The following is a 14,423-nucleotide window of genomic DNA, read 5'->3' on the forward strand; positions in this document are numbered from 1 at the left end:
GGGTGAAGGAGATACCTTTGCGCATGCGCCAGACTCGCATGCCAAACCACAAAACGGAATCCCATAGTTGGACTCTTTTGATCCGATCAAACCACTAGCTGTGCCCGCGAGCCGGCGCAATCGCCGTGGCTTGTTTACGCGTGGCCCGGGCGGTAGGCTTCGCGAACAACAACAATCCGACAGGGACAGGATACTCGAATGGCCGCGCCTCACAAAGATGCCTACACGCTGATACTCGAAGCGATCGACACGGGGCTTTACAAGCCGGGGGATCGCCTTGTGGAAAGCGATCTTGCCGAACGTTTCGGCGTGTCGCGCACCCCTATCCGCGAGGCGCTGCAACGGCTGGAGACGCAATCCCTGCTGACGCGCGACGGCCGCAGCCTGATCGTGGCGTCACTGGATCACAACCAGCTGGCGGAACTCTATGTCGTGCGCGCCGAGCTGGAGGGACTGGCGGCCAATCTGGCGGCGCGGCACGCCACGGAGGAGGAGGTGCGCGTGCTGCGCGACATGGTTAGCGAGGACCGGAAACTGATGAACGACCCGCAGGCCATGGCGCGGGCCAACCGCCGGTTCCACAAGCAGATCCACCTGGCATCGCACAACCGTTTCCTCGTGCAGCAGCTTGACCTCGTGCACCGGTCGATGGCGCTGATGGCCACGACATCGCTAGCGGCCGCCGGCCGCCCCGAAGACGCGTTGGCCGAACATGACGCGATCGTCAGCGCGATCGAGGCCCGCGATGCCGAAACCGCGGGCGACGCGTTGCGCGCGCATATCTCAAAAGCCTTCGTGACCCGGCTGAAGCTTGATTCCGGAGAGGTCGACTGCACCGTCTGAGCGCCGTTTCCCACCGGCCCGTTGCGACAGGCCATGCGCCGTCTTGTCCCAGAAGAAGGGCGTGAAAACCAGCTCGTAAAGCGCCTTGTAGGAAGCCAGAGCCGCGAGCGGAGCGTAGAAATGCATCGTGGGCGCCCAAGCCAAGAGGTGCCTGTGCTGCACCCCCGAGACGCCCGTCATGTAGATCACGATGTTGATCACCTCGATCAGCAGGAAAGCCGCGCCGAGCGCGATCATGCCGGCCTGCGGCACGACCGGATCGAGCGGATGGGGCAGCCCCAACATGACCAGCCAGAAAGACCAGAGCAGCGGCGCCAGCGTGAACTGTGACAGGGCCGAGACGAAATGGGCTTGGAAGCCGAGGAACTTCCACCCGCCGAGCTGTCGGTAGAGCAGAAAGGGCCGCCGCATATGCACGAGATATGTCGTCATGTAGCCCTTGAGCCAGCGCGACCGCTGCTTGATCCAGGCCCACGGACGGCAATTCGCCTCTTCCTCGGTGACGGTGCCGATCATCTCGGTCCGGTAGCCATGCCGGGCAAGCCGGAATCCCAGATCGGCGTCCTCTGTGACGTTGTGGGCGTCCCAGCCGCCGAGGGCTTCCAGCGAATCGCGCCGGAAATACAGCGTCGTGCCGCCCAGCGGGATGGCAAAGCCCAGCCGCGCCATACCGGGCAGCATCAGCCGGAACCAGCTCGCGTATTCGATCGTGAAACAGCGCGCCAACCAGTTCTGACGGGGATTGTAGTAATCGAGCACGCCTTGAAGACAGGCGACCTCGGGCGGCGCGGTCTGGAAGCGGCGCGCCACGGCGGTGATCTGGTCGGGGTCCGGCGCATCCTCGGCATCGAATATGCCGATGATGTCGCCGTCGCAGAAATCCAGCGCGTAATTCATCGCCCGCGGCTTGGTGCGCGGCTGCCCGTCGGGCACGACGACCGCCCGGATCCATGGCGGCAGGTCGATCCCGGCGAGCGTTTCGCGGGTGGTTTCATCCGCCTCCTCGAGCACGAGAATCACGTCGAGCAGGCATTTCGGATAGGTCAGCCTGCTAAGCCGGGCGATCAGAGCATGGGCGATCTCGGTTTCGCGGAAGAGCGGCACGAGGATCGAGACCTTCGGCAGCGGCCGGTCCCCGCCCCGCGCCGGCGGATCGCTGTCCGGACCGGCGCTGATGGCCGCGACGAAGGCCGCGGCCTTGAGGCACGCCGAGACCAGCAGGGTCACGCAGGCCCATGCGACAAGGACCCCGAAAACCGCCGTCGGAAAGAAAAGGGTCAGCATCGTCAGCACGCCCAGCACCGCGACGGTGATGCCAAGCCTGCGATGCAGACGACCGCCCCACGTGCGGCAGCTTTCGCCTTCGGGGACACGGGTACGTGCGCTTTCGGCCAGCGTCGCGCCGAACCGCGCCGCGATGGCGGCCTGCACCGTTTCACGCGGGGCAAGCGCAACCGGCGCCACGGCAAGGTCGGCCGGAAGGATTTGCCGGACACGCCGCGGTGCCTCTGCGTCATTTGTCACTAGCGTCGGGTAGCCCTGCCCGAGGTCGACCGGCAGAATGGCGTGGCGCAACAGCATGGGTAGCCACTCGTCACAGGGCCACGATCGCGCCGCGTTGACCTGCGCGGCGCCAAGCACCGGGACAGATAGACGATCCGCCTGCGTGCGCAGCAGGTCCTCCTCGGTCACCAGGTGTTCGGCGACGAGGATCCTGCCGACGGACGCGTCGCAGTGCCGTAGCACGATCTGGGCGCGGGCCGCGTCGTCGCGGCTTATCCGGCCATCGCGCACGAGCGCGCGCGCCATGAGATTGACAGGCGCCTCGTCCTCAAGGCGCTGCGCGTCCAATTCGCGCAGTTCCGATATCCCCATGACACGCCCCTGTTGCGCTTACTCGGGGTCAGTTTGCGTGGCGGGGATTAATGAAGTGTAAACAGGCGCCGGCGGATCGGCGTTTTCAGCCGGCCATCGACGTGGCGAAACGCTCGAAAAGGTAAAAACTGTCCTGTGGCCCCGGGCTCGCCTCCGGGTGATGCTGCACCGAGAAAACAGGTCTGTCCCGCATGCGGATACCGCAGTTCGAGCCGTCGAACAGCGAGACATGGGTTTCCACAACGCCCCCCGGCAGGCTTTGGCTGTCCACGGCAAAACCGTGGTTCATACTGGTAATTTCGACCTTGCCCGTCTCCATGTCCTTGACCGGATGATTGGCACCGTGGTGGCCGTGGTTCATCTTGACGGTTCTTGCACCGAGTGCCAGTGCCAGCATCTGGTGGCCTAGGCAGATACCGAAAACTGGCAATCCGTTGTCCAGGATGTCACGGATCATCGGCACGGCATATTCGCCGGTCGCCGCCGGGTCGCCGGGGCCGTTCGACAGGAACACGCCGTCGGGCCGATGCGCCAGCACATCGTCGGCTGTCGACGTGGCCGGCAGCACCGTTACCTCGCAGCCCGCGCTCGCGAGGCAGCGCAGGATATTCCGCTTGGCCCCATAATCGACGGCGACGACCTTGTGCCGTGCCTGCGTCTGGCGCTTGTAGCCGTCCGGCCACACCCAGCGCATCTCGTCCCAGCGGTAGGATTGCGCACAGGTCACGTCACGCGCCAGATCCATGCCTTCCAATCCCGCGAAGGCGCGCGCCTTCGCAACAAGATCCGCGATGTCGAAATTGCCCTCTGGATCGTGCGCCAGCGCGATATGCGGCGCGCCCTGCTGACGGATGGCGCGGGTCAGCCGGCGGGTATCGACGCCCCCGATCGCCACGCGCCCCCGGCGCGCCAGCCAGTCGGACAACCGGTCCGTCGCGCGCCAGTTGCTCGGCTCGGTCGGATCCCACTTGACGACCATCCCCTCGGCCACCGGATCGGCGGTTTCGTCGTCGTCGGCATTCACGCCGACATTGCCGATATGCGGAAACGTGAAGGTCACCACCTGCCCGGCATAGCTGGGATCGGTCATGATTTCCTGGTACCCGGTCATCGCGGTGTTGAAGCACAGTTCGGCGGCCCGGACACCGGTCGCGCCGAAGCCCCTGCCGTAAAAGACCGAGCCGTCCGCGAGGGCAAGGCAAGCGGTCGGGCGGGGGTGTGACGCGTTGGTCATGGTCGTGAATCTCCGGGGGCAAGGGTGCCGCGAAACTATGCCCGGCCCCGCACGCGGTCAAGGGCCCCGCGCCCGGTTTCGCGACAGGCCCCGCGTGAACGGACCCGAACGCGTGACCGGTTGCCACCCCCGCGCGGTTTGGATACCCTCCACGTCTTGTGACGCAAGTCGGGGATGAATGTCATGGGATTACGGGACCGCGTGAACGGTGCGCTGAAACAGGCGATGCGGGACAAGGACACGGCGCGGCTGGCAACGCTGCGCCTGATCAATGCCGCCATCAAGGACCAGGACATCGCGGCGCGCGGCGGCGATGGCGAAGACGGTGTCAGCGACAGCGACATCATGGCGATACTCGGCAAGATGACCAAGCAGCGGCAGGAAAGCGTCCGCGCCTACGAAGAGGGCGGCCGGCTGGACCTTGCCGAGCGCGAGCGCGACGAGATCGCGGTCATAGAGGAGTTCCTGCCCCGTCAGCTCGACCCCGCGGAAGTCGAGACGGCCGTGAACGAGGTGATCGCCGAAACCGGCGCCACCTCGATCCGGGACATGGGCAAGGTGATGCGGCGGCTCAAGGAGAAATACGCGGGCCAGATGGACTTCGGCGCTGTCGGCCCGCGGGTGAAGGGAAGATTGAGCTGACGCGCTATTGCGCGGCCGGCGGGACCGTCGCGCGGCGCAGGGCCTCGGCAATTTCACCGTAAAGCGTTTTGCGCTCGTCTTCCGAAAGGAAGGCCCCGATTTCCACTTCGCGGCCGCGACCCTTGAGCGTGATGTAATGCGCCACGGGGCCGCCCGCGGTATGCATATGGACCTTGGCCCAGTAACTGTTGCAATCCCATTCCTGCTGTCGGCCGCCGGGATCGGTCCGCGTAAGATGCACCTCGTCGGGGGTGATGCAGAGTTCCTCGCTCATGTCGGCGCTGCGGTAAGACCGTTCCAGCCCCCACCAGATGCCCGCCACGGCCAACAGCATGAACGGCAGGATGCCCCACAGCACGACGGTACCCAGAAGCGGGTAAAGCGGGATCGTGATCAGGGTGAAGGTTCCGAGAATGAACGCCGCGAACCCCTTGCGCGGCAAGGACCGGTAGGGCCAGAGAACCAGCCGGGCGTTTTGCGGGGCGCCGTTTTCCGAGGACCATTCATAAGGCATAGCACAATAATAAACCGCCAGTCGCAAACGAAAAGACGAGACGGCGAAAAAACGCGCGGAGGGCCTGTAAGCCGGATTCTGTCGAAGGGGGCTGCCCTTCGGATGCCCATTCCTCTGGACGCCCCGTTGCCGGAGCGCCTCAAGCTGCCAACCCGGACCGCCAAGCCAAGGCGTGACCTGCAGGCGGTATCGGTTGCCCGACCTTGCCCTGCGCGCGGTCCCTATTCGGCATTGCTCCCGGTGGGGCTTGCCGTGCCGGTCCGGTTGCCCGTCCCGCGGTGGGCTCTTACCCCACCGTTTCACCCTTACCCCCACATGGGGGCGGTCTGTTTTCTGTGGCGCTTTCCCTCGGGTTGCCCCGACCGGGCATTACCCGGCACCGTCGCCTTGTGGAGTCCGGACTTTCCTCGGGACGCGCGATCACGCGCCCCGCGGCCATCCGGCCCTCCGCGCATGATCCAGTTAAGCACTCGCCGTAACGCGGTCAACGGGGAAGCGACAGGCGAGGTCGTGCATCAGGGCGCGATCGGTCGCGTCGAGCGGGCCTGCGGCCCATGGCCTGAAACGTTGGCGAAAGGCCGCGACGATATCCGATTGCGAGACATCGCCCACCGGGTAGCCGAAGCGCGCGGCATCGGCCAGAAAATCACCCGCGCCAGACCCGCGGCAGGGCCAGACAGACAGGCCTCCAAGCGCGAGCCGCCGCCAGTCAAAGCGCGGCCCCGGATCCTGTTTGCGGGCCGGGGCCATGTCCGAATGGCCGATCACGCGGTCCGGCGTCACCGGCCAGCGCTGCATGATGGCGCCCAGCAATTCTTCAAGCGCGGCCATCTGCGGTTCGGCAAAGGGCTGCGCCCCGTCGTTGGCAAGTTCTATCCCGATGGAGCGCGAGTTCACGTCATCGACCGGCCCCCACCGGCCGGCGCCCGCGTGCCATGCACGCGCTGCTTCGTCGACCAGCCGTTCGGCCATGCCCCTGCCGTCGATCAGGTAATGCGCCGACACGCCGGACGCCGGATCACACAACCGCGCACGCGCGGCTTGCGCCGTCGCCATCGCGGTATAGTGAATCACGATCATGTCGGGCCGCGCACCGCCCCGGCGTGAGCCGAAATTCGGCGTCGGACCATCGCACGCCGGCGCGGCGCGCGCGCCCTGCCTTTTAGGTGTCATCCTGCGCTTGATCCTGCGCCTGATCCTGTCCCTGCATGGCACGCCTGAACGGCCTCGGATCCCAGCCGCAAGCGTACCCGTCCCCGTCAGGGTCAAGGCCCAGCCTGTCACGCTGCGGTCCACCACGGGCCATGAAATCTTCCTGCGCACGGTCCGGGGAAGCATACTTGACGCAATTCCTGTTATACCGCGCTTCCTTGTTGAAACCGAAGCGTTCGAACAACCGTGTCCCGGGCGGGTGGACGGTCTCAAGCGCATAGGCAACGATGTTCGGGCGGTCGGAATCCCGTCTCTCGGGCAATTCCGAGGGCTCGATCACCTTGTATTGCGCCCTGTTCTGCGCAATCAGCTCGGCGTCGTCCTCGATCGAACGCTCGGCCCCTACCGCCTCGAAGTCGTTTTCCTGCGATATGCCCTCCGGGGTCAGAACCGTGTCGGGTTCGGCGTCGTCGGTATCGCCGCTCCCGGGTGTGCGCGCCCCGGCCGCGTCGGCGGAATTTTCCGTTGTCGCGTCGAGCACGGCGCGCGTCGCCGCGCCGATATCGTCCTGCTCGGGCGTGATGGCAGGCTCACTCAACCCGACCGCGTCCAGCGGCTGTTCGGAGACCGCGCCGGGCGCCGGCACGGCCGAACCGGACAGTTGCGCATCGCGGCGCTCCTTGTCCTGCTGATAGGTGTCGTAATCACCGAAGCCGACACCCGACGCGCTGTCGGGAATGGACGGCGCGCAGCCGGACGCGGCCGCGATGACAAGGACCGATACAGTAACACGCATGTGCGGCAACCCCGACTTTACCTGTCTCAGAGGCGTTGTTTACCACCATTTCACGGGTTTGGCCACGAAGGCCGCGGCCGTTTCCAACGCATGAGCGCAATTCAGCAGATCACCCTCTTCCCACGGGCGGCCGATGAGTTGCAGCCCCAGCGGCAGCCCTTGCTTGTCACGGCCGGCGGGCACGCTGATTCCGGGCAGGCCGGCAAGGTTGACCGTCACGGTGAAAACGTCGTTGAGATACATCTGGACCGGATCGGCCTTGGCCATTTCGCCCAGCCCGAAGGCCGCCGACGGCGTCGCGGGCGTCAGGATGGCGTCGATGCCATCGTCGAAGACCTGCTCGAAATCGCGCTTTATCAGGGTGCGGACCTTGCGGGCGCGGTTGTAATAGGCATCGTAGAACCCGGCCGACAGCACGTAGGTACCCACCATGACGCGGCGCTTCACCTCGTCGCCGAAGCCTTCGGCGCGGGTTTTCTCGTACATCTCGGTGATGCCGTCGCCCTGCGCGAGCTGCGCGCGATGGCCGTAGCGCACCCCGTCATACCGGGCGAGGTTCGATGACGCCTCGGCCGGCGCGATCACGTAGTACGCGGGCAGCGCGTACTTGGTATGCGGCAGAGAGATATCGCGCAGTTCGGCGCCGGAATCCCTGAGCATCTCGGTGCCCTGCGCCCACAGTTTCTCGATCTCCTCCGGCATTCCCTCCATGCGGTACTCGCGCGGGATCCCGATGACCTTGCCCCTGACATCGCCGGTCAGCATCGCCTCGAAGTCGGGCACGGGGATGTCGGCGCTGGTCGAATCCTTGGGGTCGTGGCCGCACATCGCGCCGAGCATGATCGCGGCGTCGCGCACCGACTTGGTCATCGGCCCCGCCTGATCGAGCGAGGAGGCGAAAGCCACGATCCCCCACCGCGAACAGCGCCCGTAGGTGGGTTTTATGCCCGTGATGCCGGTGAAGGCGGCAGGCTGGCGGATCGAGCCGCCGGTATCCGTGCCCGTCGCCCCGAGGCAGAGATCGGCCGAAACGGCCGAGGCCGACCCGCCCGAGGATCCGCCCGGGGTGAGCGGCGTTTCGTCGGTGTCCCGCCGCCATGGGTTGACCGCGTTGCCGTAGACGGAGGTTTCGTTGCTGCTGCCCATGGCGAACTCGTCCATGTTGAGCTTGCCCAGCATCACCGCGCCTGCGTCGAACAGTTTTTTCGTCACCGTCGACTCGTATTCCGGCCGGAACCCGTCAAGGATGCCGCTTGCCGCCTGGCTCGGCACGCCGCGCGTGCAGAAGAGATCCTTGATGCCCAGCGGGATGCCGCACATTGCCGGCGCGTCGGCGGATTTCAACCGCGCATCCGCGGCCTGCGCCTGTTCGCGGGCGATATCGGGCGTGGCGTGCACGTAGGCATTCAGCGCACCCGCCCCGTCCGCCGCCGACAGGCAGCTTTCGGTCAGTTCCACCGCGGTGACCTCGCCCTTGCGCAGCTTGTCGCGGGCCTCGGCGATCGTCAGTCCGTTCAGTTCACTCATCACTCGACCACCTTCGGCACCGCAAAGAAGCCTTCGCGCGCATCCGGCGCGTTCGACAGGATCCTGTCGGGCATGTTGCCATCCGTAACGACGTCGTCGCGCCGCTTGAGGCGCATGGGCGTCACGCTCGTCATCGGGGCGACGCCGTCGACGTCCACTTCCTCCAGCTGCTCGATGAAGCCGAGGATGTCGTTGAATTCCTGCGCCAGTGACGGCAGGTCACCTTCTTCGACCCGTATCCGGGCCAGCTTGGCGACCTTGGCGGCGGTGTCCTTGTCGATCGACATGCATCAATCTCCGTTTTCCAGTCGATACCGCGTTTAGCGCCGGGGCACGGGCGGCGCAAGCATATGGCGCCGGTAAAGCTCGATCATCCAGCCCAGCATCAGCGCGTTCAGCAAATGCCAGCCGAAATGCGTGCCCGGCGCGAAGACGGGGCAGATGACGGGATCGAGGCTGCGGCATATCAGCGACAGGAGGAGAAGCATGGCCGCGATCAGAAGATTGCGCCCCGTCTCGGGCGCGCGCCGCCGCAGCGCCAGGCCGTATCCCGCGATCAGGACAGGCAGGGGCAGGTACCCCGCGGAAAGCCCCAGCACGGGAATTGTCGCAAACAAAGGCACCGACGCGGCTGACAGGCCGACCGCGACGACGACACCGACAAGCGCCGCCACGCGCCCCATGCCCCAGAAGCCGCGGTTCGCGGCGTAAATGTAGATCAGCACGAAGCCAAGGATCGGCACGACGTCGGCCAGCGCCGCCCATGCCCGCGCATGCGTGTGAAACAGGAAAGAGCCGACCCCGATCGCGGCCAGCACCATAACCAGCGCCCGGGCCAGCGGCAGCGACGCGGACCCGAGCCGGCGCCAGACGACGAGTGCCGCCAACAGGAAAGCCACGTTCGTCAAGGCATTGACGGGCTCGGCCCAGTAAGTGGCATCCAGCCGCTCGCAATAGCCGTCAACGGCGCGCGTCCAGTCCAAGGGGTTTTCTCCGGCTTCGTGATTGGTAGTGTGACGAAAAACATAGGGAGAGACACATGAAAATCACATGGCTCGGACATGCCTCGTTCCGCATCGAGATCGGCGGGCAGGTTCTCTTGATCGATCCGTGGCTCACCGGCAACCCGATGCTGTCGGAAGACAGCCAGGACAACGCGACGCGGGAGGCCACGCATATCCTGCTGACCCACGCGCATTTCGACCACGCCTCGGACCTGCCCGGCCTGGCCAAGAAACTCGGCGTGCCGGTCGTGGGGCAATTCGACCTGATGTCATGGTGGGAGGAAAACGAGGGGCTCGACGTCGTCGGGTTCAACAAGGGCGGCACCGTCGACCTGAACGGCGTCGCCGTGACGATGGTCCATGCCACCCATTCTTCCAGCTTCGGCGGCGAGGGCGGCCCGCAGGTGCCGGGCACTGAATGCGGCTTCATGATCTCGGGGGACGGTCACACGATCTACGTGTCCGGCGATACCGACGTGATGGCCGACATGAAAGTGTTCAACGACCTGCACCAGCCCGATATCGGCATCCTCGCCGCGGGCGGGCATTTCACGATGGACATGAAACGCGCGGCCTACGCGGCCAAAACCTTCTTCGATTTCAAGACGGTGATTCCCTGCCATTACAGGACGTTTCCCTTGCTGGAACAAACGGCCGAGGCGCTTGCCGCGGGCCTGCCGGGTGTCGACGTGATCGAACCCGAGGTCATGAACCCGATCGAGTTCTGAGCGGGGATCAAAGCAGCGTCAGGGTGTCCGCGAGGAAAGGATACTCGGCGATAGCAGGCCCTACCACCGTGCTGCGCAGGATCGGGCGCAGCACCTCCGCGACATGGGCCGGCATCTGCTGCAGGATATCCTTGCGCGCGGTCAGCGTGATCGTCCGCGCCAGTGGCTCGAAGGGCAGTTCCATCACGTCGATCTGCGCCGCGAAGCGCCGGGCCCGCATCAGGGCAAGGGGCGTCAGGATCGTCCAGCCCGCGCCCTGCCCCACGAGAGCCAGGATGGCATGGTAACTGTCGAGTTCGAACCGGTGGGGCACCGTCAGGTTTTGCCGTGCGAGGTGCGCGGTCAGCAACCGGCCCATGTAGTGGCGCTGCGTATATTGCACCAAAGGCAGCCGCCTTAGCTGGCGCAGCACGTTGCCGCCGGGGTCGATAGCACCCCGGGGAGCGGCCACGACGAACCCCTCGCGCAGCAGGGGATGCACCTCGGCCCAGTCGTCCGCGCCCAGCTCGGCAGCAACGATGACGTCGAGCGCGCGCGCATCCAGCAGATCGTGCAGGTAATGGCTGGCCCCGGTTTCCAGCAGGAACTGGCATGACTTCAACTCGCCCGCCATGTGGCTGAGCAATTGGGGCGTCACGTCGGCCTCGAAATCCTCGATCATGCCCAGCCGGAACCGCGTCATCATCGACAGGTCGGACATGGCAAGCTCGGCGCGGGCCTGCGCGGCCTCGTTCAGGATGGCCTGCGCCCGGCGGCGCATGATCTCGCCCGCCGGGGTGAGCCGGATCGGCCGCGCGTTGCGCTGCAACAGGGTGGCACCGACCGCGCCTTCGAGATTGGTCAATTGCTGGCTGACCGCCGACGGGCTGGCGCCCAGACGACGCGCGGCCGCGGAAATCGACCGCTCGTCAGCCGCGGCCATGAACACCTCGATCCCCCACAGGGTTATCCGGCCGGGGCTGTCGACCATTCGCGGCTACTTGTCCATCCTGGACAGTTTTTGCTGCAAGTCCGCGAGTTGTTTCTTGATCTCGTCAAGGTCCTCTGTCGTCTCGCTGCGGGCGGACTCGCCCTGATCCTTGGCCGGCCCTGTCTGGATACCGGGCATCCCCCCGGTCATCGCCTTCACGAAGGCTTCCTGCTGGGCGCGCATCGCCTCCATGCCCGGCATCCCGGCCAACGGGTTGGCCTTGGTCATGTTCTCCATCATCTGCGATTGCCCGTCGCGCAGCATCTCGAAGCTTGCCTGAAGGAAATCGGGCACGAGCGAGGTGGCCTGCGTGGTGTAGCTGCGCACGAGGTCGGTCAGCACGTTGATCGGCAGGACATGTTCGCCCCGGCTCTCGTGCTCGGCGATGATCTGCAGGAGGTACTGCCGTGTGAGGTCGTCGCCCGATTTCAGGTCGATGATCTGCACTTCGCGCCCATCGCGGATGAATTCGGCGATGTCTTCCAGCGTCACGTAATCCGACGTCTCGGTATTGTAGAGGCGCCGGCTGGCATAGCGTTTGATCAGCAGCGGTTTATTGGTGTCAGCCAAGGGTCGTCCTCCCATGAATTAGGCGCTGCGCTGCAGCTTATGCCAGTGCAGCACAAAAAGAAAGGGCGAGCCTCGAGGGCTCGCCCGGGACAGTGGACGCCGTCAGGGAGGAAGGGAGAGACGCCCGCCTGCGCGTGCCGTCTTACTTGGCGGCGGTGCCGGCCTTCTTGGCGGCTGCCGTCATGTCGTCGCTGGCCTGCTTCATCACCTTGGCGGTGTCTTCCTGCATGTCCTTGCCGGCAGCCATCAGAAGCTCGACCGTGTCGGTCTGGATCTTCTTGGCGACCTCGGCGAAGGCGGCCATGTTCTCGGCGGCGACCTCGGAGTTCGCAGATGCGAAATCGGTCATCGCCTTGGCGTAGTCGGCAGGCTCCGACTTGGCCTTGGACATCTCGTTGAGCTTGGCCAGCGTTTCCTTTGTCCACTTGTTGGAAATCTCGGCCGATTTCTCGGCCGCTTCAAGCGCAACGCCCGACAGCTTCTCGTTCAGCGACGCCTGGTTCTGAAACGCGTCTTCCATCGCCTTGGTGTCGACGGGGAACGCACCCATCATGTCTTTCATCATCGTGTTGAAGTCTTGCGCTTTTGCCATGTCTACGGCTCCTTTTCATGTTCCGGCGGATCATCCGCCGTTTCTGCAACTGCAAAAAAACATAGATGCTGCAGCGCAGAATTTCAACCTTTTTTCTGCACTGCAGCAAAATACACGGGGTTGTCCGATTTTCCCTTGGTAGTCAGAAACTTGCCTTCTGGCGGACATAGGCTCCGGGGGCCGGAGCAAGCGGCGGATGCGCCGAATCGCCGGGACTGCGCGCCGGGACCTTCTTGCCCGACCGCTTTCTCAGCCACGCCTCCCATCGGGGCCACCAGGAACCTTCGTTATAAGTGGCCCCCGCCATCCACGCATCGGCATCCCCGCTCAGGTCGTCATTCGTGAAATGGCCGTATTTCTTCTTCGCGGGCGGGTTAACGATGCCGGCGATGTGGCCCGACTCGGAAACGATGAAGCTACGTTCCTTGGCGCCGGTCATGCGGAACCCGCGATAGCAATCCTTCCAGGCGGCAATATGGTCGGTCTCGCAGGTGACAGCCATGATCGGCACGGTCACGTCGCTGACATGCAGCTTCTCGCCGCACAGCTCGAACCCGTCGGTCGTGAACTCGTTGCGCTGACACAGGCCGCGCAGGTATTCCATCGTCATCCTGCCGGGCAGGTTGGCGCCGTCCCCGTTCCAGTACAGCAGGTCGAAGGCGGGCGGCGTTTCGCCCATCATGTAGCTTTTCACCGCCGGCTGGTAGATCAGGTCGTTGGACCGCAGGAAGGACATTGTGCGCGACATGATGAACGAGCGCAGCACGCCCTGCTCGGCGACCTCTTCCTCGATGCCGTCGATGAAATCGTCCTGCAGGAATGGCGTGAATTCGCCCTGTTCCGAGAAATCAGTCAGCGCGGTGAAGAACGTGGCGGATTTCACGCTGCGGTCCTTGCGCTTGGCCATGAGCGCGAGGGCAAGGTGCAGCGTCGTGCCGGCGATGCAGTAGCCGACCGCGTTCACCTGTTTCCGGCCGGTGATCGCCTTGACCTCGCGGATCGCGGTGAGAAAGCCGTCCTCGATGTAATCATCCATCCCGACATCGGCGTAGGAAGAATCGGGGTTGACCCAGCTTACCACGAACAGCGTATAGCCCTGATCCACGATCCACTTGATCAGGCTGTTCTTTTCCTTGAGGTCGAGGATGTAGAACTTGTTGATCCACGGCGGGAAGATGACCAGCGGCACTTCGTGCACCTCGTCGGTGGAAGGGCTGTACTGGATCAGTTCCATCATGTCGTTGCGATAAACGACCTGGCCCGGGCTCGTGGCGATGTTGCCCCCCAGCTCGAACGCGGTTTCATCGACCAGCCGGACCACCATCTCGCCGTGATTGGCCTCCAGGTCCGCGACGAGGTTCTCCAGCCCGAGCACGAGGCTTTCACCCTCCGTCTCGACGGCTTTTTCCAGCGCGTCCGGATTCGTCCCGAGGAAGTTGGTCGGCGCCATCATGTCCAGGATCTGGCGCGAGAAATATTCCAGCCGCCGTTTTTCCGTGGGATCAAGGTCGTCGATCTCCTGGACGGCGTGTTCGACCGCCTGCTTGTTGAGCGCGTATTGCTGCTTGACATAATTGAAATACGGATGCGTCTGCCAGAGCGGGTTGGCGAAACGCTTGTCCCCGGCGAGCGGATCGTCGTCTTGCCCGTCCGCGGTCACATGGCCTTGCAGCATCTGCTGTTGTGCCTGCATGAAATGCTGCACCGACTTGCCCCAGTATTCTAACTGCTGCTCATACAACTTGCCGGGATTTTCCAGCATCTCGGCCCAATAGGCCGTGGCCGCCTTGGCAAACAGCTCCTGCGAGGGGCCGTTCAGTGTCGGGTTTGCCGGGTTGCGCGCCGAAAGCGCCGTGATCAACCGCTGCGACAGCTCCTCGACGCGCGCCAGGTTCTCGTTGAATTTCTCGAGATTTTCACCCGCGGCGTCCTCTTGCGTTGCCATTTTAACGAATCCCTCGTAGTTTCTGCTTTGC

The 14,423-nt window shown here is 64.6% G+C and carries 15 protein-coding genes and 1 other RNA gene; 3 read left to right on the forward strand and 13 right to left on the reverse strand.

The window, feature by feature from the left end; all coding sequences use genetic code 11:
- Window positions 1-198 precede the first annotated feature (198 nt).
- Window positions 199-843: a GntR family transcriptional regulator gene (locus tag ACH107_RS14410; protein ID WP_412506424.1), complete on the forward strand. Its 645-nt coding sequence runs from the start codon at window positions 199-201 to the stop codon at window positions 841-843.
- Here the strand turns inward: ACH107_RS14410 and ACH107_RS14415 are convergent.
- Both ACH107_RS14415 and carA read right to left on the reverse strand, forming a co-directional pair.
- Window positions 784-2,718 (reverse strand): glycosyltransferase, encoded by a 1,935-nt coding sequence (locus ACH107_RS14415; protein WP_412506425.1) that lies wholly within the window; start codon window positions 2,716-2,718, stop codon window positions 784-786. The genes ACH107_RS14410 and ACH107_RS14415 overlap by 60 nt on opposite strands.
- A gap of 85 nt (window positions 2,719-2,803) precedes the next feature.
- Entirely contained in the window at window positions 2,804-3,952 is a 1,149-nt protein-coding gene (gene carA / locus ACH107_RS14420) for a glutamine-hydrolyzing carbamoyl-phosphate synthase small subunit (RefSeq protein WP_412506426.1), read from the reverse strand.
- Window positions 3,953-4,135: 183 nt separating this feature from the next.
- On the opposite strand from carA, the gene ACH107_RS14425 reads away from it, so the two are divergent.
- The gene (locus ACH107_RS14425) at window positions 4,136-4,594 is read left to right on the forward strand and encodes a GatB/YqeY domain-containing protein (RefSeq protein ID WP_412506427.1); all 459 of its coding nucleotides are present in this window, start codon (window positions 4,136-4,138) and stop codon (window positions 4,592-4,594) included.
- 4 nt (window positions 4,595-4,598) lie between these two features.
- Here ACH107_RS14425 and ACH107_RS14430 read toward each other — a convergent pair whose 3' ends face one another.
- The 7 genes from ACH107_RS14430 to ACH107_RS14460 all read right to left on the reverse strand — a co-directional run bounded on the left by ACH107_RS14430 (window position 4,599) and on the right by ACH107_RS14460 (window position 9,566).
- A complete protein-coding gene (locus ACH107_RS14430; RefSeq protein WP_412506428.1) occupies window positions 4,599-5,108 on the reverse strand; it encodes a DUF2244 domain-containing protein in 510 nt (169 codons plus the stop codon).
- Between the two features lie 51 nt (window positions 5,109-5,159).
- Window positions 5,160-5,559, reverse strand: an RNA gene (rnpB, locus tag ACH107_RS14435) — RNase P RNA component class A.
- A gap of 11 nt (window positions 5,560-5,570) precedes the next feature.
- A complete protein-coding gene (locus tag ACH107_RS14440; RefSeq protein ID WP_412506429.1) occupies window positions 5,571-6,281 on the reverse strand; it encodes an N-acetylmuramoyl-L-alanine amidase in 711 nt (236 codons plus the stop codon).
- A complete protein-coding gene (locus tag ACH107_RS14445) occupies window positions 6,271-7,056 on the reverse strand; it encodes a hypothetical protein (RefSeq protein WP_412506430.1) in 786 nt (261 codons plus the stop codon). Before ACH107_RS14445 ends, ACH107_RS14440 begins: the two co-directional genes overlap by 11 nt.
- A gap of 39 nt (window positions 7,057-7,095) precedes the next feature.
- Window positions 7,096-8,583, reverse strand: a complete 1,488-nt coding sequence (gene gatA, locus ACH107_RS14450) for an Asp-tRNA(Asn)/Glu-tRNA(Gln) amidotransferase subunit GatA (RefSeq protein ID WP_412506431.1) — start codon at window positions 8,581-8,583, stop codon at window positions 7,096-7,098.
- Window positions 8,583-8,870, reverse strand: a complete 288-nt coding sequence (gene gatC, locus ACH107_RS14455) for an Asp-tRNA(Asn)/Glu-tRNA(Gln) amidotransferase subunit GatC (RefSeq protein ID WP_412506432.1) — start codon at window positions 8,868-8,870, stop codon at window positions 8,583-8,585. Before gatC ends, gatA begins: the two co-directional genes overlap by 1 nt.
- Before the next feature lie 33 nt (window positions 8,871-8,903).
- Window positions 8,904-9,566, reverse strand: a complete 663-nt coding sequence (locus ACH107_RS14460; protein WP_412506433.1) for a ceramidase domain-containing protein — start codon at window positions 9,564-9,566, stop codon at window positions 8,904-8,906.
- 56 nt (window positions 9,567-9,622) lie between these two features.
- Here ACH107_RS14460 and ACH107_RS14465 point away from each other — a divergent pair, with 56 nt between their 5' ends.
- Entirely contained in the window at window positions 9,623-10,315 is a 693-nt protein-coding gene (locus tag ACH107_RS14465; RefSeq protein WP_412506434.1) for a metal-dependent hydrolase, read from the forward strand.
- A gap of 7 nt (window positions 10,316-10,322) precedes the next feature.
- Here the strand turns inward: ACH107_RS14465 and ACH107_RS14470 are convergent, their stop codons facing one another.
- The 4 genes from ACH107_RS14470 to ACH107_RS14485 all read right to left on the reverse strand — a co-directional run bounded on the left by ACH107_RS14470 (window position 10,323) and on the right by ACH107_RS14485 (window position 14,392).
- Window positions 10,323-11,285, reverse strand: coding sequence for a LysR family transcriptional regulator (locus ACH107_RS14470; RefSeq protein WP_412506435.1), 963 nt, complete (start codon window positions 11,283-11,285; stop codon window positions 10,323-10,325).
- A gap of 6 nt (window positions 11,286-11,291) precedes the next feature.
- Window positions 11,292-11,855, reverse strand: coding sequence for a polyhydroxyalkanoate synthesis repressor PhaR (phaR, locus tag ACH107_RS14475; RefSeq protein WP_412506436.1), 564 nt, complete (start codon window positions 11,853-11,855; stop codon window positions 11,292-11,294).
- A gap of 142 nt (window positions 11,856-11,997) precedes the next feature.
- Window positions 11,998-12,447: a phasin family protein gene (locus tag ACH107_RS14480; RefSeq protein WP_412506437.1), complete on the reverse strand. Its 450-nt coding sequence runs from the start codon at window positions 12,445-12,447 to the stop codon at window positions 11,998-12,000.
- Between the two features lie 142 nt (window positions 12,448-12,589).
- Window positions 12,590-14,392 (reverse strand): PHA/PHB synthase family protein, encoded by a 1,803-nt coding sequence (locus tag ACH107_RS14485; RefSeq protein ID WP_412506438.1) that lies wholly within the window; start codon window positions 14,390-14,392, stop codon window positions 12,590-12,592.
- Between the last annotated feature and the right edge of the window lie 31 nt (window positions 14,393-14,423).

The organism is Roseovarius halophilus (ex Wu et al. 2025) (assembly GCF_047086965.1).

What these genes read in the sequence shown, in the direction of transcription:
- ACH107_RS14410 (WP_412506424.1), top strand. Translation starts at nt 199, where the DNA reads ATGGCCGCGCCTCACAAAGATGCCTACACGCTGATACTCGAAGCGATC.
- ACH107_RS14415 (WP_412506425.1), bottom strand. Translation starts at nt 2,718, where the DNA reads ATGGGGATATCGGAACTGCGCGAATTGGACGCGCAGCGCCTTGAGGAC.
- carA (WP_412506426.1), bottom strand. Translation starts at nt 3,952, where the DNA reads ATGACCAACGCGTCACACCCCCGCCCGACCGCTTGCCTTGCCCTCGCG.
- ACH107_RS14425 (WP_412506427.1), top strand. Translation starts at nt 4,136, where the DNA reads ATGGGATTACGGGACCGCGTGAACGGTGCGCTGAAACAGGCGATGCGG.
- ACH107_RS14430 (WP_412506428.1), bottom strand. Translation starts at nt 5,108, where the DNA reads ATGCCTTATGAATGGTCCTCGGAAAACGGCGCCCCGCAAAACGCCCGG.
- ACH107_RS14440 (WP_412506429.1), bottom strand. Translation starts at nt 6,281, where the DNA reads ATGACACCTAAAAGGCAGGGCGCGCGCGCCGCGCCGGCGTGCGATGGT.
- ACH107_RS14445 (WP_412506430.1), bottom strand. Translation starts at nt 7,056, where the DNA reads ATGCGTGTTACTGTATCGGTCCTTGTCATCGCGGCCGCGTCCGGCTGC.
- gatA (WP_412506431.1), bottom strand. Translation starts at nt 8,583, where the DNA reads ATGAGTGAACTGAACGGACTGACGATCGCCGAGGCCCGCGACAAGCTG.
- gatC (WP_412506432.1), bottom strand. Translation starts at nt 8,870, where the DNA reads ATGTCGATCGACAAGGACACCGCCGCCAAGGTCGCCAAGCTGGCCCGG.
- ACH107_RS14465 (WP_412506434.1), top strand. Translation starts at nt 9,623, where the DNA reads ATGAAAATCACATGGCTCGGACATGCCTCGTTCCGCATCGAGATCGGC.
- ACH107_RS14470 (WP_412506435.1), bottom strand. Translation starts at nt 11,285, where the DNA reads ATGGTCGACAGCCCCGGCCGGATAACCCTGTGGGGGATCGAGGTGTTC.
- ACH107_RS14480 (WP_412506437.1), bottom strand. Translation starts at nt 12,447, where the DNA reads ATGGCAAAAGCGCAAGACTTCAACACGATGATGAAAGACATGATGGGT.
- ACH107_RS14485 (WP_412506438.1), bottom strand. Translation starts at nt 14,392, where the DNA reads ATGGCAACGCAAGAGGACGCCGCGGGTGAAAATCTCGAGAAATTCAAC.